Source organism: Novosphingobium sp. FW305-C-111, from assembly GCF_058783565.1.
In genome coordinates this window covers 158,756-183,930 of record NZ_JBYSYP010000005.1, presented here as the reverse complement: position 1 = coordinate 183,930, position 25,175 = coordinate 158,756, and the positions used below count along the sequence as shown (strand labels likewise).

General features: G+C 66.9%; 22 protein-coding genes and 1 pseudogene. 12 read left to right on the top strand and 11 right to left on the bottom strand.

Annotation, left to right across the window (positions count from 1 at the left end; all coding sequences use genetic code 11):
- Window positions 1–25: 25 nt before the first annotated feature.
- The 4 genes from AC3WLD_RS07990 to AC3WLD_RS07975 all read right to left on the bottom strand — a co-directional run bounded on the left by AC3WLD_RS07990 (window position 26) and on the right by AC3WLD_RS07975 (window position 4,560).
- Window positions 26–1,936, bottom strand: a complete 1,911-nt coding sequence (locus AC3WLD_RS07990; protein WP_492556415.1) for a pilus assembly protein TadG-related protein — start codon at window positions 1,934–1,936, stop codon at window positions 26–28.
- A gap of 112 nt (window positions 1,937–2,048) precedes the next feature.
- Complete coding sequence (locus AC3WLD_RS07985) at window positions 2,049–2,486, bottom strand: TadE/TadG family type IV pilus assembly protein (RefSeq protein ID WP_492556414.1); 438 nt, start codon at window positions 2,484–2,486, stop codon at window positions 2,049–2,051.
- A complete protein-coding gene (locus tag AC3WLD_RS07980) occupies window positions 2,483–2,962 on the bottom strand; it encodes a TadE/TadG family type IV pilus assembly protein (RefSeq protein WP_492556413.1) in 480 nt (159 codons plus the stop codon). Before AC3WLD_RS07980 ends, AC3WLD_RS07985 begins: the two co-directional genes overlap by 4 nt.
- The gene (locus AC3WLD_RS07975; protein WP_492556412.1) at window positions 2,959–4,560 is read right to left on the bottom strand and encodes a pilus assembly protein TadG-related protein; all 1,602 of its coding nucleotides are present in this window, start codon (window positions 4,558–4,560) and stop codon (window positions 2,959–2,961) included. The genes AC3WLD_RS07980 and AC3WLD_RS07975 overlap by 4 nt, the downstream gene beginning before the upstream one ends.
- 126 nt (window positions 4,561–4,686) lie before the next feature.
- Here AC3WLD_RS07975 and AC3WLD_RS07970 point away from each other — a divergent pair, with 126 nt between their 5' ends.
- Together AC3WLD_RS07970 and AC3WLD_RS07965 are read left to right on the top strand one after the other, a co-directional pair.
- Window positions 4,687–5,265 (top strand): hypothetical protein, encoded by a 579-nt coding sequence (locus AC3WLD_RS07970; protein WP_492556411.1) that lies wholly within the window; start codon window positions 4,687–4,689, stop codon window positions 5,263–5,265.
- An 85-nt stretch (window positions 5,266–5,350) separates the two neighbouring features.
- The gene (locus AC3WLD_RS07965) at window positions 5,351–5,812 is read left to right on the top strand and encodes an EF-hand domain-containing protein (protein WP_492556410.1); all 462 of its coding nucleotides are present in this window, start codon (window positions 5,351–5,353) and stop codon (window positions 5,810–5,812) included.
- A 49-nt stretch (window positions 5,813–5,861) separates the two neighbouring features.
- Here the strand turns inward: AC3WLD_RS07965 and trmFO are convergent, their stop codons facing one another.
- A complete protein-coding gene (trmFO, locus tag AC3WLD_RS07960) occupies window positions 5,862–7,232 on the bottom strand; it encodes a methylenetetrahydrofolate--tRNA-(uracil(54)-C(5))-methyltransferase (FADH(2)-oxidizing) TrmFO (protein WP_492556409.1) in 1,371 nt (456 codons plus the stop codon).
- 68 nt (window positions 7,233–7,300) lie between these two features.
- Here trmFO and AC3WLD_RS07955 point away from each other — a divergent pair, with 68 nt between their 5' ends.
- Window positions 7,301–7,957: a lysoplasmalogenase gene (locus AC3WLD_RS07955; protein ID WP_492556408.1), complete on the top strand. Its 657-nt coding sequence runs from the start codon at window positions 7,301–7,303 to the stop codon at window positions 7,955–7,957.
- Window positions 7,958–7,961: 4 nt separating this feature from the next.
- On the opposite strand, the gene AC3WLD_RS07950 is transcribed toward AC3WLD_RS07955, so the two are convergent.
- Together AC3WLD_RS07950 and gyrA are read right to left on the bottom strand one after the other, a co-directional pair.
- A complete protein-coding gene (locus AC3WLD_RS07950) occupies window positions 7,962–8,315 on the bottom strand; it encodes a DUF952 domain-containing protein (protein ID WP_492556407.1) in 354 nt (117 codons plus the stop codon).
- Window positions 8,312–11,011 (bottom strand): DNA gyrase subunit A, encoded by a 2,700-nt coding sequence (gene gyrA / locus AC3WLD_RS07945; RefSeq protein WP_492556406.1) that lies wholly within the window; start codon window positions 11,009–11,011, stop codon window positions 8,312–8,314. The genes AC3WLD_RS07950 and gyrA overlap by 4 nt, the downstream gene beginning before the upstream one ends.
- A 301-nt stretch (window positions 11,012–11,312) precedes the next feature.
- On the opposite strand from gyrA, the gene AC3WLD_RS07940 reads away from it, so the two are divergent.
- A complete protein-coding gene (locus tag AC3WLD_RS07940) occupies window positions 11,313–12,686 on the top strand; it encodes a hypothetical protein (RefSeq protein WP_492556405.1) in 1,374 nt (457 codons plus the stop codon).
- A 73-nt stretch (window positions 12,687–12,759) separates the two neighbouring features.
- Here the strand turns inward: AC3WLD_RS07940 and AC3WLD_RS07935 are convergent, their stop codons facing one another.
- Window positions 12,760–13,413: a carbonic anhydrase gene (locus AC3WLD_RS07935; RefSeq protein WP_492556404.1), complete on the bottom strand. Its 654-nt coding sequence runs from the start codon at window positions 13,411–13,413 to the stop codon at window positions 12,760–12,762.
- 66 nt (window positions 13,414–13,479) lie between these two features.
- Here AC3WLD_RS07935 and lipA point away from each other — a divergent pair, with 66 nt between their 5' ends.
- Window positions 13,480–14,412 (top strand): lipoyl synthase, encoded by a 933-nt coding sequence (gene lipA / locus AC3WLD_RS07930; protein ID WP_492556403.1) that lies wholly within the window; start codon window positions 13,480–13,482, stop codon window positions 14,410–14,412.
- Window positions 14,413–14,426: 14 nt separating this feature from the next.
- Entirely contained in the window at window positions 14,427–14,888 is a 462-nt protein-coding gene (locus tag AC3WLD_RS07925) for a type II toxin-antitoxin system RatA family toxin (RefSeq protein ID WP_492556402.1), read from the top strand.
- Here the strand turns inward: AC3WLD_RS07925 and AC3WLD_RS07920 are convergent.
- From AC3WLD_RS07920 to AC3WLD_RS07910, 3 genes are read right to left on the bottom strand one after another with little or no spacing between them, the layout of a single operon-like run.
- Window positions 14,849–15,358: a CinA family protein gene (locus AC3WLD_RS07920; RefSeq protein ID WP_492556401.1), complete on the bottom strand. Its 510-nt coding sequence runs from the start codon at window positions 15,356–15,358 to the stop codon at window positions 14,849–14,851. The two genes, AC3WLD_RS07925 and AC3WLD_RS07920, sit on opposite strands and share 40 nt — an antisense overlap.
- Window positions 15,358–15,915, bottom strand: a complete 558-nt coding sequence (locus AC3WLD_RS07915) for a hypothetical protein (protein WP_492556400.1) — start codon at window positions 15,913–15,915, stop codon at window positions 15,358–15,360. The genes AC3WLD_RS07920 and AC3WLD_RS07915 overlap by 1 nt, the downstream gene beginning before the upstream one ends.
- A gap of 19 nt (window positions 15,916–15,934) precedes the next feature.
- On the bottom strand, window positions 15,935–17,092 hold the full coding sequence (locus AC3WLD_RS07910) for a bifunctional 2-C-methyl-D-erythritol 4-phosphate cytidylyltransferase/2-C-methyl-D-erythritol 2,4-cyclodiphosphate synthase (RefSeq protein WP_492556399.1): 1,158 nt from the start codon (window positions 17,090–17,092) through the stop codon (window positions 15,935–15,937).
- Between the two features lie 77 nt (window positions 17,093–17,169).
- Here AC3WLD_RS07910 and dusB point away from each other — a divergent pair, with 77 nt between their 5' ends.
- The 6 genes and pseudogenes from dusB (at window position 17,170) to hfq (ending at window position 25,165) form a co-directional block, all read left to right on the top strand.
- Window positions 17,170–18,198 carry a tRNA dihydrouridine synthase DusB gene (gene dusB, locus AC3WLD_RS07905; RefSeq protein ID WP_492556398.1) on the top strand — a complete coding sequence of 343 codons (1,029 nt, stop codon included), beginning with the start codon at window positions 17,170–17,172 and terminating at the stop codon, window positions 18,196–18,198.
- The gene (locus AC3WLD_RS07900) at window positions 18,195–19,316 is read left to right on the top strand and encodes a two-component system sensor histidine kinase NtrB (RefSeq protein ID WP_492556397.1); all 1,122 of its coding nucleotides are present in this window, start codon (window positions 18,195–18,197) and stop codon (window positions 19,314–19,316) included. The genes dusB and AC3WLD_RS07900 overlap by 4 nt, the downstream gene beginning before the upstream one ends.
- Window positions 19,313–20,734 (top strand): sigma-54-dependent transcriptional regulator, encoded by a 1,422-nt coding sequence (locus AC3WLD_RS07895; protein ID WP_492556396.1) that lies wholly within the window; start codon window positions 19,313–19,315, stop codon window positions 20,732–20,734. The genes AC3WLD_RS07900 and AC3WLD_RS07895 overlap by 4 nt, the downstream gene beginning before the upstream one ends.
- 49 nt (window positions 20,735–20,783) lie before the next feature.
- Window positions 20,784–23,021 carry a sensor histidine kinase gene (locus AC3WLD_RS07890; protein WP_492556395.1) on the top strand — a complete coding sequence of 746 codons (2,238 nt, stop codon included), beginning with the start codon at window positions 20,784–20,786 and terminating at the stop codon, window positions 23,019–23,021.
- Window positions 23,022–23,043: 22 nt separating this feature from the next.
- Window positions 23,044–24,437, top strand: a pseudogene (gene ntrX, locus AC3WLD_RS07885) (nitrogen assimilation response regulator NtrX).
- 152 nt (window positions 24,438–24,589) lie between these two features.
- Window positions 24,590–25,165 carry an RNA chaperone Hfq gene (gene hfq, locus AC3WLD_RS07880; protein ID WP_492556394.1) on the top strand — a complete coding sequence of 192 codons (576 nt, stop codon included), beginning with the start codon at window positions 24,590–24,592 and terminating at the stop codon, window positions 25,163–25,165.
- The last annotated feature ends 10 nt before the right edge of the window (window positions 25,166–25,175 follow it).

Genomic DNA, 25,175 nt, shown 5'->3' with positions numbered 1-25,175 from the left:
ACGGACAAATGCTTAGGCCGCGGGCTCACAGCGACAACCTCAGCTGGCCGATCGACTTGGCGATCTTGGAGAAGACCTCGTCCAGTTCCTCGGCATTGGAGGCGGAAAAGTAGTGCCCCGGTCCCGCGCATTCGGTCATGATCGGGTTGAGATCGGTGCCGAACGCGATGAACCACACCGTCACGTTCTTCTTCTTCACCTCCTCGCAGGCGAAGGAGAAGCGCTTCTCCACTGTCTGGGTGAGGGTCAGGCTCGAGCTGCTCGGGTTCCAGCGCCGCTTGTCGAGCGGCTCGACGCCATAGGCGCCATAGGACAGGTCGAGCGACGAGGTCTGGCCATCGGTGAGGAAGATCAGGTTGCGGCTGGTCGGCAGGCCCCCGACGTCGGCGTTTTCGCCGGAGAACAAGCCGGTCGGCGAGATCAGCCGTCCCGCCCAGATCATCCCGATGTCGTGATAGGTGCTGCCCGCTGCGGAAAGCCCGCCGATATAGGCGTCGATCTCGTCGACCGTCATCGCCTTGAGCTTCTGCGCCTTGGCCGGACAAGCGGCGAAGCCACCGATCCAGGGTGCGACGTATTCGGTCGAGGTCGTCACATGACCGAGGGTCCAGCTGCCGCTGCCGCTCCACGGGATCGCGCGGTCATAGATGATCGACGGGTATTGCGGGCGCCACTGCGTGTCCTCGTCGCCGGCAACCGGCACGAAATCGAGATCGAGGTCGAGCGCCCTGGTCAGGTCGACGTCGTCATAGTCGGCAATATCGTACGTCGCGCGTTCCTCGATGCAGCCGTTGCTTTCGTCGCGCCAGTTCGAAACGTCCCGGGTGATCGGCTTGTATTGCCACTTGTTGCCCGAGGCGAGCGCCGGCTCGGTGATGTAGGCATAGCGATCGACATAGCTGGTGTAGGTCGTCTTGGTGACCGTGCAGGTCGTGCCGCTGAGCGTCACCGCATAGCGGTCGCCGTTGGTCGTGCGGTCATAGGTCTTTATCGTGCGGGTGCCGGGCAGGGGGTCTGTCACGGTCTGGCTGCTGGTCCCGGTCAGCGTTGCCGATTGGGTGACGGTATTGGCGGGCTTGGTCGGACAGCTGTAGGTCCCGCCCCCGCCGGCCGTCGCGGCATAGGTCGAACTGGTCGTCGTGACGTAGGTGCCCGAAACCGGCGAGGCCCCGGTGTAATAGCCATAGACGCCCGATGCGGTCAGCGAGCCCTGGACCTCGCGCGACTGGTAAGTCCATTCCGAGACGACCCAGTCGTCGTCGAGCAGGTGGCCGACATTGACGTTGGTCGAATAGGGCACGAACCCATACCGGGTGCGCGAACCGACTACCTTGTTCGCCTCGAGCTGGGTGTAGAACGACTTCACCACCTGCTTGAGCGTGACGATCTTCGACTGGCTGTCGCCCGACGGGGTCTCGTTCATCGAACCCGTCACGTCGAGCGCCATCATCACGTCGGTGTTGGCGACCGAAAGCTTGGCGGTGCAATGCGCTTCGAGCGGCGTGTTGTCATAGCCGAACATCTGCATGATCGTCGTCGGCATGTCCGCCGTCGCGGTGCCGTCGATGGTCAGGTCGTTGTTGAGGACCATCGCGAAGTGGCGGTTCTCGCTGCCATAGGCACCTTCAGAGAAGTTCACGTTGAAGAACCGGGAGCCGGCGCTCGAGACCTTGGCCTCGGTCGCCGTATCCACCGTCGTCGCGCTGCCCAGCGCCTTGCGGGCGGCGAGGACGCCGGCGTCGCAGGCCTGCTGGAGGCGGCTTTCGGCCAGGTAGTTGCGGCCCATGTCGACCCCGCCGCCGATCATCGCCATGATCGGGACGATCGCCGCGGCGACCATCATCAGGGTGTTGCCGCCGGGGTCGCGGAGCAGGCGCGCCAGAAAGCCCGGCGCTGCGGGGCGCGTGGCATGGTGATGGGCGCGGCGAAAGAACAAGGCAGGACGTCTCCGTGTAGAGGCGTCCTACGGGAAACTGCGTAGCAGGATGGTTTGCGAACAGGGTTAACGCGCCGGATACCAGTCCGGAGCGGACCGACTCCGCGCGCTCTCAGGTGGCGCTGACGAAGACCGGCTGGCTGTAGCTGATCGGAATCTCGCCGACGCCGATGACCGAAAGGAACGTCGGCACCGAATAGGACAGCGTCAGGGTCATTTCCTTGGTCCCGGTGACCCGCGAGGTCGTCTGGGTGACGACGTTGATCGCCAGACGGTCGGAATCGAGGCCATATGGCGCCTTGATCGCCAGGGCGCGGCCAAAGGTCTTGATGGTGTCGGCGGTGACCTTGTTGTCCGACTGGTAGTTGACCACCGTGTACCGCGCGACATCGGTCGCGACCGAACGCAGCGCGTTGTAGTTCTGCATGCCGACGCCGACCTGGAGCACGGCGAACATCATCCCGATCAGGGCGGGGCCGATCAGCGCGAACTCGATGGCGACCGAACCGTCGGTCTGGCTAAACAGGCGGTGAGCGAGGTTGCGGATCATGATTTCGTCTTCTGGCGGTACATGACGTAGCGGACGAGATCGAGCGCGATCGGCTTGCCGATGCCGTAGTCGTTCCACACCGGGGTGTAGGTGTCCTTCAGCTCGATCTTGACGTAGCTCGAATAGGGCTGCCCCGTCGTGCAGGTGCTGTTCGAGGTGAGATAGGTGCTGCCGCCGGTCGAGCACTTGTAGGCTGCGCTGATGATCACCTTGTCCGAGGTCAGCCCGGTGGTCGCGGTAATGATCTGCTGGAGCTGCGTGCGCTTGGTCGAATCGTCGGGATCCGAAACCAGCGCGATCGACTGGGCGACCGACATCGCGCTCTGCAGTTCGTTCTGGCGCGCGACCAGCTCGCTGACCTGGAACGCGCCCAGGCTCATCAGGATGAGCACCGGGGCGACGATCGCCGTTTCGATCAGCATTCCGCCGGTCGTATCGGCGGCCAGGCCGCGGAAAAGGCGCGCAAGGGCGGTCATACCACGAGCTTCACCTTGCTGATCTCGGTGGCGACTACGGTGTCCTCGCTCATGTTCGCGGGACAGAACGTCTTCATGTTGGCGCTGCCGCTGATCTTGATCGTGTTGGCCGCAATCATCAGGCACTGGCTGGTGACGGTGGCGGTTCCGGTGAAATCGAGCCCGCTCTTGGGCAGGTAGATCGTGCCGTTGAGGATCGTCGACGCATTGCCGTTGATGTTGTTCTTGAGCGTACCGGCCGATGCACGGTCCTCGAACACCAACATGCCGGCGAGTTTGTTGGCCTCGGTGGTGGATATGCCCTTGGAGATCAGGTCGGACGCTTCCATCGCGGTCAGGTTGATATTCGACCCGCCATTGATTTTCACGTAGGCGCCGTTCTTGAGGATGAACATGACGCCGTTGCCGACCGTGGTGTACTGCCCGTCGATCTCCAGCCCGCCGCCATCGATGATGTAAACGCCCTTGGCGAAGTTGGTCGTGCAGCTCACCTTGATCCCGCCGGTATAGGTGCCGGGTGTGGGCGAGGCGAGGTCGGGCGAGGTGTTGGCCTGGATATCGGAGTAGGTCAGGGCGACGACCTTCTCTTCCTTCTGCCAGACCGTATTGCTGCCGGAACCGTTGTTGGTCTGGGTCCAGGTCACAGTCGTCTGATAGGTCGTGCCGGCAACCACCGTGTTTTCCACGATCACGTAGGTTTCCGCAGTGTTCAGCTCGTAATTCTTCGCCGCGTTCTTCTGGTTGGTCACCTGGGTCAGGGTCGAAGTCGGGCTGCTGCCCTTCCAGTACGTATAGGTGACGGTCGTCTTGGTGCTCTTGTTGGCGCGGGTCGTGGTCTGCCCCTTCACGCAGTAATAGCTGCGCGCGACCTGGCTTTCGGTGGGGTTCGGCGGGCTGAGGCTGGCGAAGGGGTCATAGAGCCCCTCCATGTACTCGTGCACCTCGTCGTCGGTGTAGACGTTGAACCAGTCGTCGATGCCGCCGCGGGCGAGCACGTAACCGGCGTCGATCTCGGGCGTGCCGTTGACGATGATCGATTGCGCCGAGGTCGAGAGCGAAGCGATCCCGCACTTCGCGGTCAGCACAGAAGTACCGCCGATGGTGACCGCGCCGCTCTCGTCCTCGTCGAGCGCGACGATGCAGCTGGTGAAGCTCGCGCCCTGCGTGAATGCCGCCTGCGAATAGACGGTGATCGTCACGCCCTGCCCGGTGATGAAGCCGGAGAAGGGCAGTTCCTTGCTGACGGTCGCTTCGGTCCGCACCGAGTTGTTGGTGCCGCCGGCATAGTTCGCAAGTTGCACGACCAGCGGCCCGACCTGGATGTCGTCGGTGGTCTGCAGCGAGGAGGTGAACTCCTGCTGGGCGCGGGTCGAGTAATTGTCCTTGGTCGCGGTCTGGGTGCGGGCCCATGCGCCGGCGAGAGCCGCCTGGTCGGTCGCGAACTGGAGTTCGCGCTTCCACATGTACCACATGGCCGTATCGACAGCGAGGCCCGAACCGCCGACGAGCACGGGCATGCCGAGCGCCATCAGGAGCGTCGCGTTTCCGCTCGTGTTCTTGCGGAGGCTCGAGAGGAGCCTTTGCAGCCCTTTCAGCATTATGCGAGACCCCGTTTGCGGCATTGACGAATGCAGTCCACCTCGCATTAGCGACGCGTGGTAAGCACTCCCTCGACGAGTGTGGTTAACGAGCCGTTACGCTCCCGATTTTCCGAGGATTTGCCGATGGTCGCCCAAATGGCGGAAAGTCTTGGTGAATTGCTGTCTCCGGTGGAGCGGCTGGCGCTGGTTTACGCGCCGGCAAGGATTCGCCCGCTGTGGCGTGGCTACTTTGCGCTCGAATCGCGGCTGGCGCGGGCCGCGCGGGTGGGGGCGGAGCCGGTGCTGGCGCAGATCAAGCTCGCCTGGTGGCGCGAGCAGCTCGGCGGGGAGGGGCGGGACAGCGCGCGTGAACCGTTGCTCGCGGCCTTGGGCGACTGGGACGGGGAACGCGGCGTGCTGGTCGAGCTGGTCGACGGCTGGGAGGCCGATGCCGTCGGCGAGGACGAAGGCGTGCGCCTGCGCGCCGCGCGGGTCGAGGCGATGCTGGCGCTGGCCCGGCTGGCGGGTGGCCGCGATGAGCCGGAGGCGGTCCGCCGGGCGACGCTCGACTGGCTCGACGGTGAAGCGGGAGGAGCGGCGCCGCGGCTGACGCGCGCGATGCGCCCGCTGGCCGTGCTGCGCGGCCTGTCGCTCAAGGGAGAGGACGCGGCCCCGCTGCCGCGCCTGCTCTCGGCGATCAGGATCGGTCTGGTCGGGCGCTGACCTCACGGAAATGGAGGCAGTTCGGCTTAGGCCGCAGCGCCGCGTCCGCTAAGGGAAAACCCCTATCGGCGGGAGAGTTGCGGGCATGAACCGGATGGTTGTCGGGGCACTGGCCGCGCTGCTGCTCGCCGCGGCGGGGGTGTTCTGGTGGCAGGGCCGCGCGGCGGTGGAGCGCGGCGCGCCGCCGCCGGAGATGGCGCCCAGCGAAGAGGTCGATCCCGATGACCTGCCCAGCGGCGATATCGACGGCCTGATCGGCCCCGCGCCGCCCGAAGCCAGCGAGGCCACCCGCGAGCAACGCCGCTTCGCCCGCTTCGACCGCGATGGCGACCGCCTGATCAGTCGCAACGAATTACTGTCCTCGCGCACCCGCGATTTCCGCAAGCTCGACACCGACCACAACAACCTGCTGACTTTCGAGGAATGGGCCGTCGCCACCGGCAACCGATTCCGTGCGGCGGACAGGGACGGCAACCTGTTCCTCACCCCGGCCGAGTTCGCGACGACCAAGCCGAAGCAGGAGAAGAAGCAGAAGTGCCGGTGTTAGTCTAAATCCCGGCCGCGTCCCCGCCTGCGCGGGGAAGCAATCAGCTAAATCAGCTGAATGCAGCCGCCCACGGTGCAAAATCCGCCTTTGCCCGCTCGGTATAGGCTTCCTTGCGCTGCTTCTTCTTCACGCTCTCGTCCACCGGCGGGAACAGCCCGAAGTTGACGTTCATCGGCTGGTAGCTGTCCGCCTCGGCATCGCCGGTGATGTGGCTCAGCAGCGCGCCCAGCGCCGTCGTGCGCGGGGGCGGGGCATAGTAGCGCCCGGCCATCTCGCAGGCGGTCATCAGCCCGGCGAGCAGTCCCACCGCGGCGCTTTCGACATAGCCTTCGCAGCCGGTGATCTGCCCCGCGAAGCGCACATGCGGCGCGCTTTTCAGCCGGAGCTGCCGGTCGAGCAGGCGCGGGGAATTGAGGAAGGTGTTGCGGTGCAGGCCGCCGAGCCGCGCGAACTCGGCTTTCTCCAGCCCCGGGATCGTCCGGAACAGGCGCACCTGTTCGGCGTGCTTGAGCTTGGTCTGGAAGCCGACCATGTTCCACAGCGTGCCGAGCTTGTTGTCCTGGCGAAGCTGGACCACGGCATAGGGCCAGCGCCCGTTGGGATGCTCCGGCGTCGCCCAGTGCGGGTTGTCGAGCCCGACCGGCTTCATCGGTCCGAAGCGCAGCGTCTCCACCCCGCGCTCGGCCATGACCTCGATCGGCATGCAGCCGTCGAAATAGGGGGTGTTCGCCTCCCACTCGCGGAATTCGGTCTTGTCCCCGTCGAGGAGGCCCTGGCGGAAGGCGAGGTACTGCTCCTTGTTCATCGGGCAGTTGATGTAGTCGCGCCCGTCGCCGCCCAAGGCGAGGCTGGCCTCCGCGCCCTTGTCCCACCGGCTCGCCATCCACGCGACCGACATGTCGATGCTGTCGCGGTAGACGATCGGGGCGATCGCATCGAAGAAGGCGAGGCTGTCGGCGCCGGTCGCCGCGCCGATGCTCTTCGCCAGCGCCTCGGCCGTCAGCGGGCCGGTGGCGACGATGGTCAGTCCGGCGGAAGGCAGCACGTCGATCCGCTCACGGACGATCTCGAGGTTGGGGAGGGCAGAAAGCTGCGCCTCGACCTCTGCCGAGAACACATCGCGGTCCACGGCCAGCGCCGATCCCGCCGGCACCCGCGCCTTCTCCGCCGCCGCCATCAGCAGCGAGCCCATCCCGCGCATCTCGTGGTGGAGGAGGCCGACCGCGTTCTTCTCGTGGTCGTCGGAGCGGAACGAATTCGAGCAGACCAGCTCGGCGAGCCCGGTGCCCTGATGCGCCGGCGTGGTATCACCGCCGCCGCGCATCTCCGACAGGCGCACCTTCAGCCCGCGCCGGGCGAGTTGCCACGCCGCCTCGCTCCCGGCCATGCCGCCGCCGATGATGTGGACATCGTATGTCATGCAGCGCGCCATAGGGATTGCATGGGCCCGCGCACAACCCCAAGGTGCTGCGAAAGACAGGGGGACGCATGCCGGAACGCGCACTGGTGGAGAAGCGGCCGTGGCTGCTGGCGAGCCTCGTCGTCGGGATCGGCTACATGGCGATCCATGGCGGGCGGATGCCGGAGCTGTACCAGATCGCCTGGAAGGGCGCGGCGGTGGGCCTGCTCGCGGTCTACGCCGCGCTGCGCCATGGCTCGCGCGATGCAAAGCTGCTGGCGGTCGTTCTCGGGCTTGGCGCGCTGGGGGACGTGCTGCTGGAGGTGGAGCTGATCTGGGGCGCGCTGGCGTTCCTGACCGGGCATGTGGTCGCGATCGTCCTCTACTGGCAGCATCGGCGCAAGGACGCGGCCGCCAGCCAGCGGCTGCTCGGCATAGCACTCGCGGTGTTGGTCCCGCTGATCGCGTGGACCCTGCCCGACGACCGCTCGGCCGCGCCGGGCATCGCGCTCTATGCGCTGGGTCTTGGGTCGATGGCAGGGATGGCGTGGATCAGCAGCTTTCCGCGCTTCCGCGTGGGCACGGGGGCCCTGCTGTTCATGCTTTCGGACCTGCTCATCTTTGCCCGGATGGGGCCGCTGGCGGGCAACGAGGTGGCGCACTGGCTTGTCTGGCCCACGTACTACTTTGGCCAGTTCCTGATCTGCGTCGGCGTGCTGGGGACGCTCCGCGAGCGGGACCTCTAACGAGCTACCCCGCCACCGGCAGCGCCACGCGGCCATCAGCGCAGCGCCCGAGCGGGCTATAGGCGAACACTGCCGAGAGCGGCAGCGGCGCGTAGAGGTGGGGGAACAGCTGCCCGCCGCGCGAGGGTTCCCACTTCACCGCATCGCCCAACGCGGCGAGGTCGACCGCCGCGACGTGAAGGTCATCCTGCCCTGCAAAGTGCTTGTCGACCGTCTCGGTCAGCTGCGCCTCGGTCGACAGGTGAATGTAACCATCTGCGAGATCCACCGGTGCCCCGGCGAAGGTCCCGTCGCGTTCCAGCGCGGCCATCTGAGGACCGGTCAGGACCTTGTACGCCGTCGTCGGGTTCTCGCTCACGCCTCGCTCGCTTCTTCCTCGCCTTCGCTTTCGGCCAAACGCACCGCACTGACCACGTGTTCCTCATCGGCGACGTTGAAGAGGCGCACGCCGGCGGACCCGCGGCCGATCACCCGCAGCGATTCGAGCGGCAGGCGGATCAGCTTGGCCTGGTCGGTGACGAGCATGAGCTGGTCGGCCTGCGACGCCGGGAAGCTCGCCACCACCGGGCCGTTGCGGCCGATGTTGTCGATGTTGGTGATGCCCTGGCCGCCGCGCCCGGTACGGCGATACTCGTAGGCCGAGGACAGCTTGCCATAGCCGTTGGCGCAGACGGTGAGGATGAACTGCTCGCGCGCCTGGAGTTCGGCATAGCGGTCGGCGCTCATCGCCGGTTCGCCGTCCTTCTCGCCCTTCCACGGCGCAAAGCGGACGTATTCCTCGCGCTCCTCGCTGGTCGTGCCAACCCGGTGGAGGATCGACAGCGAGATCACCTCGTCGTCGCCCTTGAGCATCATCCCGCGCACGCCGGTCGACGTGCGGCTCTGGAATTCACGGACGTCGTCGCCGGCAAAGCGGATCGCCTTGCCGCACTTCGAGGCAAGCAGGACGTCGTCGGTCGGCTCGAGCAGCGCGACGCCGATCAGGCGGTCTTCCGAGCCTTCCTCGAAGCGCATCGCGAACTTGCCGTTCGACGGCACGTTGGTGAACAGGTCCATCGAGTTGCGGCGAATGTTGCCCTTGGCGGTCGCGAACACGACATGGAGCTTGCCCCACTCGGCCTCGTCCTCCGGCAGGGGGAGCACCGCGGCGATGGTCTCGTCCTTGTCGAGCGCGGGCAGCATGTTGACCACCGGGCGCCCGCGGGTCGCCGCGCCGCCTTCGGGCAGGCGCCAGACCTTGAGGCGGTAGACCTTGCCGGCGGTCGAGAAGAACAGCACCGGGGTGTGGGTGCTGGCGACGAACATGGTCGCGACCGCATCCTCGTCCTTGGTCGCCATCCCGGCGCGGCCCTTGCCGCCGCGCCCCTGGGCGCGGAAGGTGGAGAGCGTGGTGCGCTTGATGTAGCCGTCGAGCGTCACGGTCACGACCATGTCCTCGCGCTCGATCAGGTCCTCGTCCTCGATCCCGTCGGCAGCGGGCGCGATGGGCGACATGCGCGGGGTGGCATAGGCGGCGCGGACTTCGGCCAGTTCGCCCTTGAGCACTTCGTAAAGCTTCTGCCGGTCGGCGAGGATCGCGAGGTATTCCTCGATCGCCGCCGCCAGTTCCTTGAGCTCGTCGCCGATCTCGTCGCGGCCCAGCGCGGTCAGGCGGTGGAGGCGCAGGTCGAGGATCGCGCGGACCTGGACTTCGGAGAGGCGATACGTGCCGCCTTCCTGCTCCGCGTTCGGTTCGATCGCCTCGACCAGGCGGATGTATGGCGCGATGTCGCCGATCGGCCATTCGCGGGCGAGCAGCTTTTCGCGCGCGATGGCGGGGTTGGCCGAGCCGCGGATGATCACCACGACCTCGTCGAGGTTGGTCACTGCCACAACGAGCCCGAGCAGGATGTGGGCGCGGTCACGCGCCTTGTTCAGCTCGAACTTGGTCCGCCGGGTAATCACCTCCTCGCGGAAGCGGACAAAGCTTTCGATGATGTCCTTGAGGGCGAGGGTCTCCGGCCGCCCGCCGCGGATGGCCAGCATGTTGGCGGGGAAGTTCGACTGCGCCGGGGTGTTGCGCCACAGCTGGTTGAGGACGACGTCCGGCGTCGCGTCGCGCTTGAGGTCGATGACCACGCGCACGCCTTCGCGGTTCGATTCGTCGCGGATGTCGGAGATGCCCTCGATCCGCTTGTCCTTTGCGGCCTCGGCGATCTTTTCGACGAGGCCCGACTTGCCGACCTGGTAGGGAATGCTGGTGAGCACGATCGAACGCCGATCGCCGCGGCCTTCCTCGACCTCGTGCCGCGCGCGCATGATGATCGAGCCGCGCCCTTCGGCATAGGCCTTGCGCGCACCCGACTGGCCGAGGATCAGCGGCCCGGTGGGAAAGTCCGGCCCGGGGATGATCTCCATCAGCTCTTCGAGGCTGATCAGCGGGTTCTCGATCCAAGCAAGGCAGCCGTCGATCACTTCGCCAAGGTTGTGCGGCGGGATGTTGGTCGCCATGCCAACGGCGATGCCGCCGGCGCCGTTGACGAGCAGGTTGGGGAAGCGCGCGGGCAGCACGGTCGGCTCCTGCCGCGACCCGTCGTAGTTGTCGGTGAAGTCGACCGTGTCCTTGTCGAGATCATCAAGCAGGAAGTTGGCGACCCGGGCGAGGCGCGCTTCGGTATAGCGCATCGACGCCGGCGGATCGGGGTCCATCGAGCCGAAGTTGCCCTGGCCGTCGATCAGCGGCACGCGCATCGACCAGGGCTGGGTCATCCGGGCCAGCGCGTCGTAGATCGAGCTGTCGCCGTGCGGGTGATAGTTGCCCATCGTGTCGCCGACGATCTTGGCCGACTTGCGATAGGGCCGGCCGGCGACGAATCCGCCTTCCTGGCTGGCAAAGAGGATGCGGCGGTGGACCGGCTTCAGGCCGTCGCGCACGTCGGGCAGCGCGCGGCTGACGATCACGCTCATCGCGTAATCGAGGTAGCTGGTCTTCATCTCGTCGACGATGTCGACCCGCTGGAATTCCGGTTCGCCGGAAGGGTTCACCGGATCGAGGTTGTCGGTTTCGTCACTCACTGCGCTGGCTGCTTCGCTCTGTTGTCGGGAATGGCTTCGGCCCTAGGCGATGAGGGCCACAAAGGCCAGCAAACCCGGCAGTTTTCCACACTTGCGCCGCGCCTGGCCCGGCAATGCTGAACGAATGCGACGAAACGCATTCAAACGCGGTTCACCCGCCGGCCCATAGATGCGCCTGACAGTTGCCAAAGGGGCATTTTCGCTGCATTTGCGGGAGCGCCCGGGGCTGAGAGGACTGCTGGCGAACGCAAGACTTGTGAGCGTGACGCCGGGCCATTGGGTCGAACAGGAGATTATGCAGATGCGGGGTATTTTCGGTTCCTTCGCCGGGTCGGCGATTGCTCGCGGCGCGCTTGCCGTTGCGCTTGCCACCGGCGTTGCCGCCGGTTCGATGACGCTCGGCGCCACCGCCGCCGTCGCCAAGGACAAGAAGGAAAAGGCGCCCAAGGCGGGCGAGTATTCGGCCGGGTTCAAGACCGCGGCGATGCCGCTCCAGACGACCCTGACTTCGCTCGAGCCGTTGCAGAAGGCCGCGAAGGAATCGACCGGCGAAGCCAAGAAGGCGGCGCAGGCGCAGCTGAAGGCCGCCGCGGCGGCCGCCGTTCCCCAGGTCGCGGCTGCCGAAGCGGCCGCCACCACGCCACAGGACAAGTTCACCATCGGCAACTGGGCGCTTTCGATCGGTTCGGCCGTTGGCGACAGCAAGATGCAGCAGCGCGGCATTCAGAGCATGCTCGACAGCGGGCAGATCCCCGCCGCCAGCCTCAACGACTACAAGTTCTTCCTCGGGAACCTGGCCTACAACAACAACGACTACGCCACGACGGTGAAGGTGATGCCCGATGTGATCGCGGCCAATTACCCCGACGACATCGCGGCGGAGCAGCTGGCCGAGGCTTACAACAAGACGGGCCAGCCGCAGCAGGGCCTCGCCGCTCTGCAGTCGGCGATCGCGGCGCGCAAGGCGGCGAACGGTACCGTTCCGCAGGACTGGTACAGCCGCGCCAGTTCGATCGCCTACAACGCCAAGCTCGGCGCCGAGGCGACTTCGTGGTCACGTGAGGCCGCCCTGGCGTATCCGACTGCGATGAACTGGCTCGCCGCGGCACAGTTGACCCGCGAGGCCAGCCAGTTCACCAACCAGGAATCGCTCGATCTCGGCCGGTTCATGGCCCGCTCGGGCGCCTTCAATGCCGATCCCAAGTTCACCGCGCGCGAGTACGTCGAGTACATCGAGGCGGCGAGCAAGACCGGCATTTCCAACGAGGTCGCGACGATGGCGCAAGCGGGCCTCACGGCCGGCGTGCTGCAGAAGTCCGATCCGTTCGTGAACGACGCGCTGCGCGAAGGCACGGCTGCCGCCGCCAAGGACAAGGCCGCGCTCGCCAACGACGAGAAGACCGCACGCACCGCTCCCGACGGGAAGCGGGCTGCTTCGACGGGCGACTCGTACCTGTCGTTCGGCGACGCCGCGAAGGCCGAAGAACTGTTCAAGCTGGCCGTCGAGAAGGGCGGGATCGACAAGGACCGCGTCATGACCCGGCTTGGCATCGCCCAGCTCGACCAGGGCAAATATGCCGACGCGAAGGCGACGTTTGCCCAGGTGGGCGGCATGCGCACGGACCTCGGCAAGCTGTTCGCAGCGCTTGCCGATGCGAAGGCCGCCGGCAACTGAGCCGTCGCTTCGACTGACAAACGAAAAGGGCGGCTCCCGGGCCGCCCTTTTTTTGGATTGCGAAGCGCAGCGCTCAATCGACCGGGGCGAAATCGCCGGTCTGCTCGTCGAGCAGGTGAAGCACTCCGTCCGAAATCGCGAAGAACGCGCCGCGTAGCTTGAGCTCGCCGTCCCGTTCCTTGCGACGGATGCACGGAAAGGTGCGCAGGTTCTGAAGGCTGACCTTGACGCCGGCCTGTTCCATCGCCCGCTCCGCCACCCGGCCGGTCGTCCCGAGTTCACGCGCGATCGGTTCGCGCACGCCGTCCAGCATCTTGATCCAGTCGGCGATGAAGCCGCCTTCGCCGGGTTCGGCACCGTGCAGCTCCTGGGTCAGCGCCGCGCGGCAGCCGCCGCACATGCCGTGGCCCATCACCACGATTTCCTTCACCTTGAGCACCTGCACCGCGAATTCGAGTGCGGCGGAGACGCCGTGGTGGCCGGGCGTCTGCTCGAACGGCGGCACCATCGCCGCGACGTTGCGGACGACGAACATCTCGCCCGGATCGCTGTCGAAGATCTGCGCGGGATCGACCCGGCTGTCCGAACAGGCGATGATCATCACTTCGGGCTGCTGGCCCTCGCGCAGATGCTTCCAGCGTTCGAGCTTGGGCGTCCAGCCCTGCTCTCGGAAACGCCGGTAACCGGCGACAAGATGATCCAGTTCGGGGCTTTGCGAGTCGCTCATGGGGGAGCCTCTTGGCCGAGCGCGTTAGGGGTGGCAAGGCGGTCAAGTTCCGCCTATCTGGGCGCAATGAACGATCCTGCTCCCGTCCTTCGTCCCGAACGCCAGCGCAAGCCCGACTGGATCCGTGTCCGCGCGCCCACCACCAAGGGTTATGGTGAGACGCGTGACCTGATGCGCGGGCTGGGCCTCAACACCGTCTGCGAGGAAGCGGCCTGTCCGAACATCGGCGAATGCTGGACCAAGAAGCACGCCACCGTGATGATCCTCGGCGACGTCTGCACTCGCGCCTGCGCGTTCTGCAACGTCAAGACCGGGATGCCGCGCAAGGTCGATGCGGACGAGCCGGCGCACGTCGCCGAAGCTGCCGCCAAGCTGGGCCTGGAACACATCGTCATCACCTCGGTCGACCGTGACGACCTGCCGGACGGCGGGGCCGGCCAATTCGTCAAGGTGATCGAGGAGCTGCGGCGCAATACCCCCCAGACCACCATCGAGATTCTCACCCCGGACTTCCGCGGAAAGATGCGCGCGGCGGTCGAGGCGATCGTCGCGGCCGGGCCGGACGTCTATAATCACAACCTCGAAACCGTCCCGCGGCTGTACCCGACGATCCGCCCGGGCGCGCGCTATTACGCGTCGCTGCGGCTGCTCGAAGAGGTCAAGGCGCACAACCCGCTGATCTTCACCAAGTCGGGCATCATGCTCGGGCTGGGCGAGGAGCGGCTCGAGGTCCACCAGGTGATGGACGACATGCGCTCGGCGGGGATCGATTTCCTGACGATGGGCCAGTACCTCCAGCCCACGCCCAAGCACACCAGGGTTATCGAGTTCGTGACCCCCAAGTCATTCGAGGCCTATGGCGCGATTGCCCGGGCCAAGGGCTTCCTGCAGGTCGCGTCGAGCCCGCTGACCCGGTCGAGCTATCACGCCGGCGAGGACTTCGCCCAGATGCGCGCGGCGCGCGAGGCGCAGCTCGCCAAGGCTGCGCTGCGCGGCTGAGCGAGGGCTGGGGGGTGCCGCATATCGCCGAGACGCGCCGGATGCCGTACACGCCGGAGCAGATATTCGACCTCGTCGCCGACGTGAAGCACTACGCCGAGTTCCTGCCGTGGGTCGTGGCGACGCGGATCAAGTCCGACAGCGAGACCGAGATGGTCGCCGACATGCTCGTCGGCTTTTCCGCGATCCGCGAGAAATTCACCTCGAAAGTCCACAAGCGTCGGCCTGAGAGCATCGTTGTCGAGTACCTCGACGGACCGATGCGTCGGCTCGAGAATTCCTGGAAGTTTTCGTCCGATGGCGAAGGCGGCTGCAAGGTCGACTTCTGCGTCGACTTCACGTTCCGAAATGCGATTTTCGAGCGGCTGGCCGGCCAGTACCTCGACAGCGCTTTCCGGAGGATGGTCGCCGCGTTCGAGAAGCGCGCCGACAAGCTTTACGGCAGCAGCAGTTCAAGCGCGATCAGCGTGGCCTGAAGGCGGATCTCGGCGCGGCTGCCGGCCGGATCGAAGTTCTTCATCTCGGCCGTAACCTGCTCGGGATCTTCGCCCCGCACGGCCTTGGCGAAAACGACCGTGCCGACCGGCTTCTGGTCGCTTCCGCCGTCCGGTCCGGCCACCCCGGTGATCGCCACCACCACATCCGCGCCCGACCGCTTGAGCGCGCCCTGCGCCATCGACCACGCCACCGCGATCGAGACTGCCCCGAACGCGTCGATGACGTCCGGCGACACGCCAAGCATCTCGTGCTTGGCAGCATTCGAATAGGTCACGAACCCGCGGTCGAGCACCGCCGAGCTGCCCGGCACCTCGGTCAGCGCCGCCGCGACCAGCCCGCCGGTGCAGCTCTCCGCGACCGCCAGGATCCGGCCGGCGGCGCGGTTCTCGGCAACCACCCGCTCGGCCAGTTCGGCGATTGCTTCTGGCAGCAGGCGCGCGGGCTGCATTACTTGACCGGACACATCTTCAGCTTGTCACCGGCCTGTTGCTGCGCCGTCTTGCCCTGCTGGGTCATCGCCACGATGAACCCGATCAGCTCCGAGGTATTCTCGGGCGGCAGCGGCGAGAGCAGCCAGGCCGCGCGCTCGATCTGCTTGCACTGGGCCGGCTTGACCGCGACCTTGGTGCTGAACATCTCACTGACCATCGCTTCCACGAACGGCTGAAGCGCCGCGTCGGGCAGGTTGGCGACCGACTTCATCGCATCGTCGCCGCCCTCGGCAGCAAACTTGAGGAAGGCCTGCTTCGCGGCGGGCCACGAGTTGTTCTTGTTCGCGGCATAGCGCGCCACCAGCGACTGGCCCTGCGTGGCGAAATAGCCATCTGCGGCGAGATGAGGGCTGCACTTCTGCATCGTGCCATCCAGCAGCAGCGGCATCGCAAAGGCGGCGACGGCGGTCACGTCGCCCTCGGTCAGGCAGGGCGTCGTCGCCGCCGCGGCGGACTGCGCCCCGGTCAGCGCGGCGGCGGCGGCAAAGGCGGCAATCGGGCGGAACAGCTTCATGGGCAGGGCCTTTCGCGTATCATTCGAGCGGGATCACCGTGGCGATGGCCTGGGCGGCGATACCCTCGCCCCGGCCGGTCATGCCGAGGCGTTCTGTCGTTGTGGCTTTGACCGAGACGAGCCCCGCGTCAATTCCCAGAATCGCGGCAAGCCGCTCGCGCATGGCCTGCTTGTGCGGCCCGATCTTCGGTGCCTCGCAAATGATCGTGACGTCGACGTTGCCGATGGCATACCCCGCGTGCCCGACCAGCGTGCCGGCATGGGCGAGAAAGCGGTCCGAACTCGCGCCTTTCCATTGCGGGTCGGACGGGGGAAAATGGTCGCCGATGTCGCCCGCTGCAATGGCCCCGAGCAGCGCATCGACCAGCGCGTGGATGGCGACGTCGGCGTCGCTGTGGCCGGCAAGCCCGTGGGTGTGGGCGATCTGCACGCCGCACAGCCAGAGGTCCTCGCCCGCCTGCAGGCGGTGGACGTCGAAACCGGTGCCGGTGCGGGGGAAGCGGGTCATGGCGCTCTCCATCAGGTCTTCGGCGAAGGTCACCTTGCGCAAGGCCTCGTCCCCGCGGACGAGCGCGACGGCGTGACCGGCGGCGACCGCGACTTGCGCATCGTCGCCGGCGTCGGGCTCGCCGGCCCAGGCGCGGTGGGCGGCGAGGATTGCGGGATAACGGAAGGCCTGCGGGGTCTGGACCCGGGCGAGGCCGTCGCGGGAGACGGGCTGTTCCATCATGCCATCGCCTTCCCGCACGAGGCTGTCGACCACCGGGAGGACGGGGATGGCGGCTTCGTTGCTATCGAGTGCCGCCAGCAGGCGTTCGATGACCGGGGCGGACAGGCCGGGCCGGGCCGCGTCGTGGATCAGCACCCTGGCGGGCGCGGCCGTTTCAAGCGCTTCGAGGCCGCCGCGAACCGAGGCTTGCCGAGTGGCGCCGCCTTCGATGACCGAAACACCGGGGAGGCCCTCCGCCACGTCGGCGGCGAGGTCCTGCCATTCCCGGGGCGCTGCGATCACGATCGGCGAGGCGCCGGCAGCGGACAGCGCCTCCAGCGAATGGCGCAGGAGCGGCTTGCCGCGCCACCGTGCGAACTGCTTGGGCACGTCACCACCTGCGCGCAGCCCCTTGCCGCCCGCGACGACGACAGCAGCAAATCCGGGGGCAGGGCGGGGCTCGTCCATCCCGCGGGCCTCTATCAGGCTTGCCGCAGGGGCCGCAATGGACTAAGCGCTGCCTGTTTTTTAGGCACATCCTCTCCATGACCGCAGTTCCCACCCCGCCCACGCTGGCTCCGATCGACATCGGGCCGGTCCGTATCGACTCCCCGGTGATCCTCGCGCCGATGACCGGCGTGTCGGACCTGCCGTTCCGGCGCATGGTCCGGCGGTTCGGTTCGGGCCTCAACGTGACCGAGATGATCGCCAGCCAGGCCGCGATCCGCGAGACCCGCCAATCGATCCAGAAAGCCGAGTGGGACCGGATCGAGGAACCGGTCTCGATGCAGCTTGTCGGCTGCGAGCCTGAACAGATGGGCGAGGCGGCCAAGTTGCAGGAGGATCGCGGCGCGGCGATCATCGATATCAACATGGGCTGCCCGGTGCGCAAGGTCGTCAACGGCGACGCCGGCTCGGCGCTGATGCGCCAGATCCCGCTCGCCACCGCGCTGATCGCGGCGACGGTGAAGGCGGTGTCGGTGCCGGTGACGGTCAAGATGCGGATGGGCTGGGACCACGATTCGCTCAACGCGCCCGAGCTTGCCCGGATCGCCGAGGACCTCGGCGCGAAGATGATCACCGTCCATGGCCGCACCCGCAACCAGATGTACAAAGGGAGTGCCGACTGGGGTTTCGTGCGCCGGGTCAAGGACGCGGTGTCGATCCCGGTCATCGTCAATGGCGATATCTGCGGGATCGGCGACGTTGCCGCGGCGCTCGATCAGAGCGGCGCGGACGGGGTGATGATCGGACGCGGGGCCTATGGCAAGCCGTGGCTGCTGGGCCAGGTGATGCACTGGCTGCGCACCGGGGTGGTGCTGGACGATCCCTCACTCGAAGAGCAATACAACGTGATTACAGAGCATTACCGTGACATGCTCGACCATTATGGGTCGATGACCGGGGTCAACATGGCGCGCAAGCACCTCGGTTGGTACACCAAGGGCCTGCCGGGATCGGCCGAGTTCCGGAACAAGGTAAACTTCATTCCCGAGGCGCGCGACGTGCTCGACAGCCTCGAACGGTTCTACGCCCCGCTGATCGCGCGGCCGGAGCAGCGCGCGGCAGCATGAGCGAGGCGCCTGACGCGCAGAGGCCAGACGCCGGGCGGATCGTGGCCAGCCTGCCGCTGGCTGTGTTGGTCGTTGGTCCCGACCAAACCGTCTCCTCGGTCAATCCCGCCGCCGAGCAATTGCTGGGGCAGGGCGCGCGCAAGCTCGTCGGCCGCCCGGTCTCGCGCCTGTTCGCCTTCGACGAGCCGCTGATCCTCGAGCGCCTGGCCGAAGGTGACGCGCAGGTCTTCGCGCGCGGATCGCGGGTCCGGATCGGCCTCAGCGCGCCGCGGCGGCTTGACGTCATGATCGCGCCCGTGACCCATTGCCCGGGCTGGCAGATGATCGCGTTCCACGAGACCGTCGGGGTCGAGGCGCTGAGCGGCGACGGCTCGGGCGCGGGCGGCGGAGAAGGGGTGGCGCTGCGCGCGCCCGAAGTGCTGGCGCACGAGATCAAGAACCCGCTCGCTGGTATCCGCGGCGCGGCGCAGTTGCTCGACCGCAAGCTCGAAGGTGGCGACAAGGCGCTGACCGGCTTGATCACCACCGAGGTTGACCGGATCGCCAAGCTGATCGACCAGATGCAGTCGCTTTCGCGCCGCAGCGCCGAGCCGGCCCACCCGAGCAATCTCCACGAGGCCGTGCGCCACGCCCACGCGATCGTCGCGGCAGCGCAGCCGGAACCTTTCGTGATCGAGGAGGAGTTCGATCCGTCGCTTCCGCCGGTCATGGCCAACCCCGACGCGCTGGTGCAGGTCGTGCTCAACCTGATGACCAACGCCCGCGAGGCCTGCATCGGCCGCGACGACGTTCGGATCGCGGTGCGGACGCGCTTTGCCAGCGGCATCCAGCTCCACACCGGCCCCGGCGGTGCGCCGCTGCGCCTGCCGATCGAGCTGAGGGTCAGCGACAACGGACCGGGCATCGACCCGGCGCTGCGCGACCACATCTTCGAACCCTTCGTCACCGCCAAGAAGAGCGGGCAGGGGCTCGGCCTCGCGCTGGTCCAGAAGCTGGTGCGCGAGATGAACGGGCGGATCACGCACGACCGCGACGAGGCCGGGGGCTGGACGCACTTCCGCGTCCACCTGCCGGTCGCCACGGTCACCGATCGGCCCAAGCGGAGGCAAGCGGCATGAAACGGGTCCTGCTGGTCGAGGACGACGCCTCGATCGCCCTCGTCATCACCGCCGCGCTGGAGGCGGAAGGGTTCACCGTCGACGGCTGCGACTCCATTGCCGAGCGCGACCGCCTGCTTGCCGCAAACAGCTATCGCATCCTGCTGACCGACGTCATGCTCACCGACGGCGACGGGATCGAAACGCTGGGCCGGGTACGCGAGGCGCTTCCGGCGCTGCCGATCATCATCCTCTCGGCCCAGAACACGCTCGATACCGCGGTGCGCGCGAGCGACACCGGCGCTTTCGAATACTTCCCCAAGCCGTTCGACCTCGAAGAGCTGGTCCGCACCGTGACCCAGGCCATCGGCTCGGGCAGCGGCGCGGAAGAAGAGGAGGCCGACCAGGTCGCCCAGGGGCTCCCGCTGGTCGGACGCAGTGCGCCGATGCAGGCAGTCTACCGGATGATCACGCGGGTGCTCCGCAACGACCTGACCGTGCTGATCCTCGGCGAATCCGGCACCGGCAAGGAGCTGGTCGCAGAGGCGATCCACCAGCTCGGCAACCGCGCGTCCGGGCCGTTCGTGGCGGTCAACGCTGCGGCGATCCCGTCCGAGCTGATCGAGAGCGAGCTGTTCGGGCACGAGAAGGGTGCATTCACCGGCGCGGTGGCGCGCAACGTCGGCAAGTTCGAGCAGGCGCGGGGTGGCACCCTGTTCCTCGACGAGATCGGCGACATGCCGATGCAGGCGCAGACCCGGCTGCTCCGCGCGCTCCAGTCGGGCCGGATTCGCCGGGTCGGCGGGCGCGAGGAGATCGAGCTCGACGTGCGCATCGTGGCCGCGACCAACCGCGATCTCATGCCGATGATCGAGGCCGGACAGTTCCGCGAGGACCTCTATTACCGTCTCGCCGTGGTGCCGATCGAGCTTCCCGCCCTGCGCGAGCGGGCCGACGACATCGAGGCGCTGGCGCGCCACTTCCTCGCCCAGGCGGCGGCGGAGGGTTTGCCCCGGCGGCGCCTGTCGAGCGAGGGCGCGGAACTGCTTGCCCGCCAGCCTTGGCGGGGCAACGTGCGCGAACTGCGCAACTTCATGTACCGCGTGGCGCTGCTCGCCCGCGAGGACACGATTGATGCCGGAACGATCGAGCCGCTGCTCGTACAGGACCAGCAGGCCGCGCTTCCGCAGGACGACGAGGGCCCGGCCACACTCGACCGCGCCTTCGCGCGCTGGCTGGCCGAGGCCAATCCCGCATCGGGCGAGCTGTACGACGCCGCGCTGGCGGCGCTCGAGCGCCCGCTGTTCCGGCATGCCCTGGCGACGACCGGAGGCAACCAGCTGCGCGCGGCACAGCTTCTCGGGATCAATCGCAACACCTTGCGCAAGCGGCTATCCGAACTTTCGATAACCACCGACACCGCGGTTCCGCGCGGCTGATCGAAAAGGACTTGCATTTCTGCAACAGTGGCGTTGTAGAAGCGCAACGATGGCAGAACAAGCATCTGTAAAGCCACGACGCTCGCCACGCTGGTGGCGCAAGTTGCTGGTGCAGACGCGCCGCGCCAACCTCTTCCTGATGCTCGAGCTGGCCTCTGCCGGGGCGCTGGCGGCCATGCTGGCGGTCAGCTGGTTCTCGGTCACCAGCCACAACGCGGCCGGCCAGCTTCTGCCCGCGCGGCTGACGGCGAGCTTGCTGGTCGGCACGCTGGTTCCGGCGATGGCGCTGCTGGTGCTGTTCGGGCGGCGCATGGCGCTGCGCCGCGCGGGACGAAGCCTCGTCGGCAGCAATGGGCGGCTGCACGTCCGCCTCGTCTGGCTGTTCTCGCTGATCGCCGCGATCCCGACCCTGATGGTGGTGATCTTCGCCTCGCTGCTGTTCCAGTCGGGCGTCGAGTTCTGGTTTTCCGACAATTCGCGGGGCATGCTGGAGAACGCCAACAAGCTCGCCCGCGGCTATTACGAACAGAACCTGCGCGATGTCGGCAACGAGAGCGTTGCGATGGCCGGGGACCTGCGCGACTATCTCGACCAGGCAGATATCGCGAGCCCGGAGTTCGCCGAAGGCTATTCGTTCCAGGTCGTCAGCCGCCGCCTCAACGAATCCGCGATTGTCGAACGCGGCGCGGATGGCAGGCTGCGCACCGCCGCAATCGTCGACCCCGGCAAGACCGAGGAGCGCGACCGCATTTCCGCCGAAACGCTCAAAAGGCTCGATTCGGGCGAGGGGGTGGTGGTCAACGCCAGCGCGGAACGGATCGAGGCGATCACCCCGCTCGACCGCAACCGCGGGATCTATCTTTACGCGGCACGCAATTCCGATGCCCTCGCACTCAGCCAGTGGAAGCGCGCCCAGTCAGTTCTCGATGCCTACGACGTGCTGACCCGGCGCGCACGCTCGCTCCAGCTGCGCTTCAACCTCGCGCTGTTCACGATCAGCTTGCTGCTCGTCGGCGTCGCGGTGTGGTTCGCGCTGCGCATCGCCGACCGCCAGGTCGCGCCCTTGGCCGACCTCGTGTCGGCGGCGCGGACGGTCGGCAGCGGCAACCTTGCCATGCGCGTAGCCCAGGCCGGCGGGACCGACGAGATCGGCATGCTCAACCGCGCCTTTAACCGCATGACCGCGCAGATCGAAGGGCAGACCAAGGCCCTGGTCAGCGCGAACAGCGAGATCGAGGGCCGCCGCGCCTTCATCGAGGCGGTCGTCGAATCGATCACCGCGGGTATTCTCTCTATAGACCGCGACGGCCGCATCCTGCTGGTCAACAGCTCGGCGCTCAAGCTGCTGTTCGAGCCGGGCACCGCGGCGCCCTATGGCCAGTGCCTCCCCGATGTCGCGCCCCAGCTTGCTCAGCTGGTCGCGGCGGGAGACCCCAGCGGCATCGTCCAGTACGCCAAGGGCAGCGAACTCCTGACCCTCGCGGTCAAGATCGTCGCCGACCACAACGGCCACGTCATCACCTTCGAGGACATCACCCGCCAGCTGCTCGACCAGCGCCGCGCCGCATGGTCCGACGTCGCCCGCCGCATCGCGCACGAAATCAAGAACCCGCTGACCCCGATCCAGCTCGCCACCGAGCGGCTGCGGCGGCGCTATGGCCGGCAGATCGAAACCGATCCCGAGCTGTTCGAGGAACTGACCAGCACGATCATCCGCCAGGTCGGCGACCTCAGGAAGATGGTCGACGAGTTCTCCTCGTTCGCCCGCCTGCCCAAACCGATGTTCCGCAGCGAGGACGCCAGTGACCTCGTCCGCCAGGCGCTGTTCCTGCAGGAAGTGGCCCACGCCGACATCGCCTACAGCTTCGCCTGCGACGAACCGCAGGTGCCGATTCAGTGTGACCGCCACCAGTTCGGCCAGGCCATGACCAACGTGCTCAAGAACGCCTGCGAGGCGATCGAGACCCGCGCCAAGACCGAGGACGTCGATTTCCGCGGCCGGATCGCGGTGACGCTCGCCGCCGATCGCGACTCCGTCACCGTCAGCGTCACCGACAACGGCATCGGCCTTCCGGCCGAGCGCGAACGCATCCTCGAACCCTACATGACCACGCGCGAAAAGGGCACCGGGCTCGGCCTCGCGATCGTCAACAAGATCGTCGAGGAGCATGGCGGAGAGATGGCCTTCAACGCCGAGCCGGGCGGGGGAACGCGCGTGACCATGCGCTTCGCCCGCGATCCGCTCGCCGCCCACCACACATCCGGCAGCTCGCAGGCCGCCGAATGAACCAGAAAAGCAGGACCTGACGATGGCACTCGATATCCTGATCGTCGATGACGAACGCGACATTCGCGAGCTGGTCGCAGGCGTCCTGAGCGACGAAGGCTATGGCTGCCGCCTGGCCGCCGACAGCACTTCCGCGCTGGCCGCGATCGACGAGCGCCGGCCGAGCCTCGTCCTGCTCGACGTCTGGCTTCACGGCAGCCCGATGGACGGGCTCGAGGTGCTCGACGAGATCAAGAAGCGCGAGCCGGAACTGCCGGTGATCATCTTCTCCGGCCACGGCAACATCGATACCGCATCGATACCGCCGTTTCCGCGATCAGCCGCGGGGCGATGGATTTCATCGAGAAGCCGTTCGAGGCGGAGCGCCTGCTCCTGCTCGTCGAGCGCGCGACCGAGACCGAGCGCCTCCGCCGTGAAAACCAGCGCCTGCGCGAAGGCTTCGCCATGGCCGACGAGTTCACCGGCAATTCGAGCGCGATCAACTCGGTCCGCGCGACCTTGAAGCGCATCGCCAACACCGGCAGCCGCCTGCTGATCACCGGACCGGCGGGGGCCGGCAAGGAAGTCGCCGCGCGCCTGCTCCATTCGTGGAGCCCGCGCGCGCAGAACGCCTTCGTCACCGTGAATTCGGCGCGGATTACCCCAGAACGCTTCGAACAGGAGCTGTTCGGCGAGGAAGCCGACGGCAAGCTGGTCCGCGCCGGCCTGCTCGAACTGGCCGACGGCGGAACGCTGTTCCTTGATGAGGTGGCCGACATGCCCGCCTCCAGCCAGGCACGGATCCTGCGTGTGCTGACCGAGCAGTCGTTCGTCCGGGTGGGTGGCAATCGGCAAATCCGGGTCGATGTCCGCGTCGTGTCTTCCACCTCGCGTCCGCTGGAAAAGGAAATCGAGGAGCGCCGCTTCCGGGAGGACCTCTACTACCGGCTCAACGTGGTGCCGGTGGCGATCCCCTCGCTGGCCGACCGGCGCGAGGATATTCCTTCGCTCGTCGACCATTTCTTCGCCCGCTATGCGAGCGAGCAGGGGGTAACGCCGCCGCGCGTCAACGCAGACGCGATGGCCGCGCTGCAAAGCTACGACTGGCCGGGAAACGTCCGCCAGCTGCGCAATGTGGTCGAACGCACGATCATCCTCGCCCCCCGCGACCGCCTGTCGCAGATCGAGATTGACATGCTTCCGTCGGAAATCGCCGGGGGCAAGTTGGGCGGCGACAGTGGCAGCCCGGCGCTGATGGGCGTTCCCCTGCGCGAGGCGCGCGAAAACTTCGAGCGCGAGTACCTGAAGGTCCAGATCCGCCGCTTCTCCGGAAACATCTCCAAGACCGCGGCGTTCATCGGGATGGAGCGCTCGGCGCTCCACCGCAAGCTCAAGCTCCTGGGCATGGCCGGACGCGACGGCGAGGACGACGAATAGCAGCGGAACGAAGCCGCATTTGTGCGGTTTACGGCGGAGAGAATAGGCAATAGACTTCACCCCGATAGCCGGATTCACGAAAGCGTCGCTTGCGTGGGTCCAGATCGCGGACAGCCGGAAAGGCGCCGCCAACAAAAAAGGAGTCACGTGAAATGACCGGACGCACTCTTTCTGCTCGTCCCCGCGCCAAGCCTGCCGAGCCGGAAGTCGTCGAGACCCCGCCGCCGGTGCAGGCCACCGGAGGAAAGGGGCAGAACCTTCAGGACCAGTTCCTCAACCTGCTGCGCAAGAACAAGATCCCCGTCACCATGTTCCTGGTGAAGGGCGTCAAGCTGCAGGGCATCGTCACCTGGTTCGACAATTTCTCCATCCTGCTCCGCCGCGACGGCCAGTCTCAGCTGGTCTACAAGCACGCAATCAGCACGATCATGCCCGGCCAGCAGCTTTCGACCGCGCACTTCGCCCCCGGCGGCGAGGACAACGGCCGCAAGCCGCGCCTGCTGCAGGACGTGTTCCTCTCCAGCGTCCGCGATGCGGGTGTGCAGGTGACCATGTTCCTCGTCAACGGGGTGATGCTCCAGGGCCGCGTCGCCGCCTACGACCTGTTCTGCATGCTGCTGGAGCGCGAAGGCTACGTCCAACTGGCCTACAAGCACGCGGTTTCGACGATCCAGCCTGCGGGCCACGTCGATCTCAGCGGCGACTGGGACGGCGAGGAGGGCGCCTGACGCGCCCCGG

Coding starts and splice junctions, on each gene's coding strand:
- AC3WLD_RS07985 (WP_492556414.1), bottom strand. CDS start 2,486: ATGATCCGCAACCTCGCTCACCGCCTGTTTAGCCAGACCGACGGTTCG.
- AC3WLD_RS07980 (WP_492556413.1), bottom strand. CDS start 2,962: ATGACCGCCCTTGCGCGCCTTTTCCGCGGCCTGGCCGCCGATACGACC.
- AC3WLD_RS07975 (WP_492556412.1), bottom strand. CDS start 4,560: ATGCTGAAAGGGCTGCAAAGGCTCCTCTCGAGCCTCCGCAAGAACACG.
- AC3WLD_RS07970 (WP_492556411.1), top strand. CDS start 4,687: ATGGTCGCCCAAATGGCGGAAAGTCTTGGTGAATTGCTGTCTCCGGTG.
- AC3WLD_RS07965 (WP_492556410.1), top strand. CDS start 5,351: ATGAACCGGATGGTTGTCGGGGCACTGGCCGCGCTGCTGCTCGCCGCG.
- trmFO (WP_492556409.1), bottom strand. CDS start 7,232: ATGACATACGATGTCCACATCATCGGCGGCGGCATGGCCGGGAGCGAG.
- AC3WLD_RS07955 (WP_492556408.1), top strand. CDS start 7,301: ATGCCGGAACGCGCACTGGTGGAGAAGCGGCCGTGGCTGCTGGCGAGC.
- AC3WLD_RS07940 (WP_492556405.1), top strand. CDS start 11,313: ATGCGGGGTATTTTCGGTTCCTTCGCCGGGTCGGCGATTGCTCGCGGC.
- AC3WLD_RS07935 (WP_492556404.1), bottom strand. CDS start 13,413: ATGAGCGACTCGCAAAGCCCCGAACTGGATCATCTTGTCGCCGGTTAC.
- lipA (WP_492556403.1), top strand. CDS start 13,480: ATGAACGATCCTGCTCCCGTCCTTCGTCCCGAACGCCAGCGCAAGCCC.
- AC3WLD_RS07920 (WP_492556401.1), bottom strand. CDS start 15,358: ATGCAGCCCGCGCGCCTGCTGCCAGAAGCAATCGCCGAACTGGCCGAG.
- AC3WLD_RS07915 (WP_492556400.1), bottom strand. CDS start 15,915: ATGAAGCTGTTCCGCCCGATTGCCGCCTTTGCCGCCGCCGCCGCGCTG.
- AC3WLD_RS07910 (WP_492556399.1), bottom strand. CDS start 17,092: ATGGACGAGCCCCGCCCTGCCCCCGGATTTGCTGCTGTCGTCGTCGCG.
- dusB (WP_492556398.1), top strand. CDS start 17,170: ATGACCGCAGTTCCCACCCCGCCCACGCTGGCTCCGATCGACATCGGG.
- AC3WLD_RS07900 (WP_492556397.1), top strand. CDS start 18,195: ATGAGCGAGGCGCCTGACGCGCAGAGGCCAGACGCCGGGCGGATCGTG.
- AC3WLD_RS07895 (WP_492556396.1), top strand. CDS start 19,313: ATGAAACGGGTCCTGCTGGTCGAGGACGACGCCTCGATCGCCCTCGTC.
- AC3WLD_RS07890 (WP_492556395.1), top strand. CDS start 20,784: ATGGCAGAACAAGCATCTGTAAAGCCACGACGCTCGCCACGCTGGTGG.
- hfq (WP_492556394.1), top strand. CDS start 24,590: ATGACCGGACGCACTCTTTCTGCTCGTCCCCGCGCCAAGCCTGCCGAG.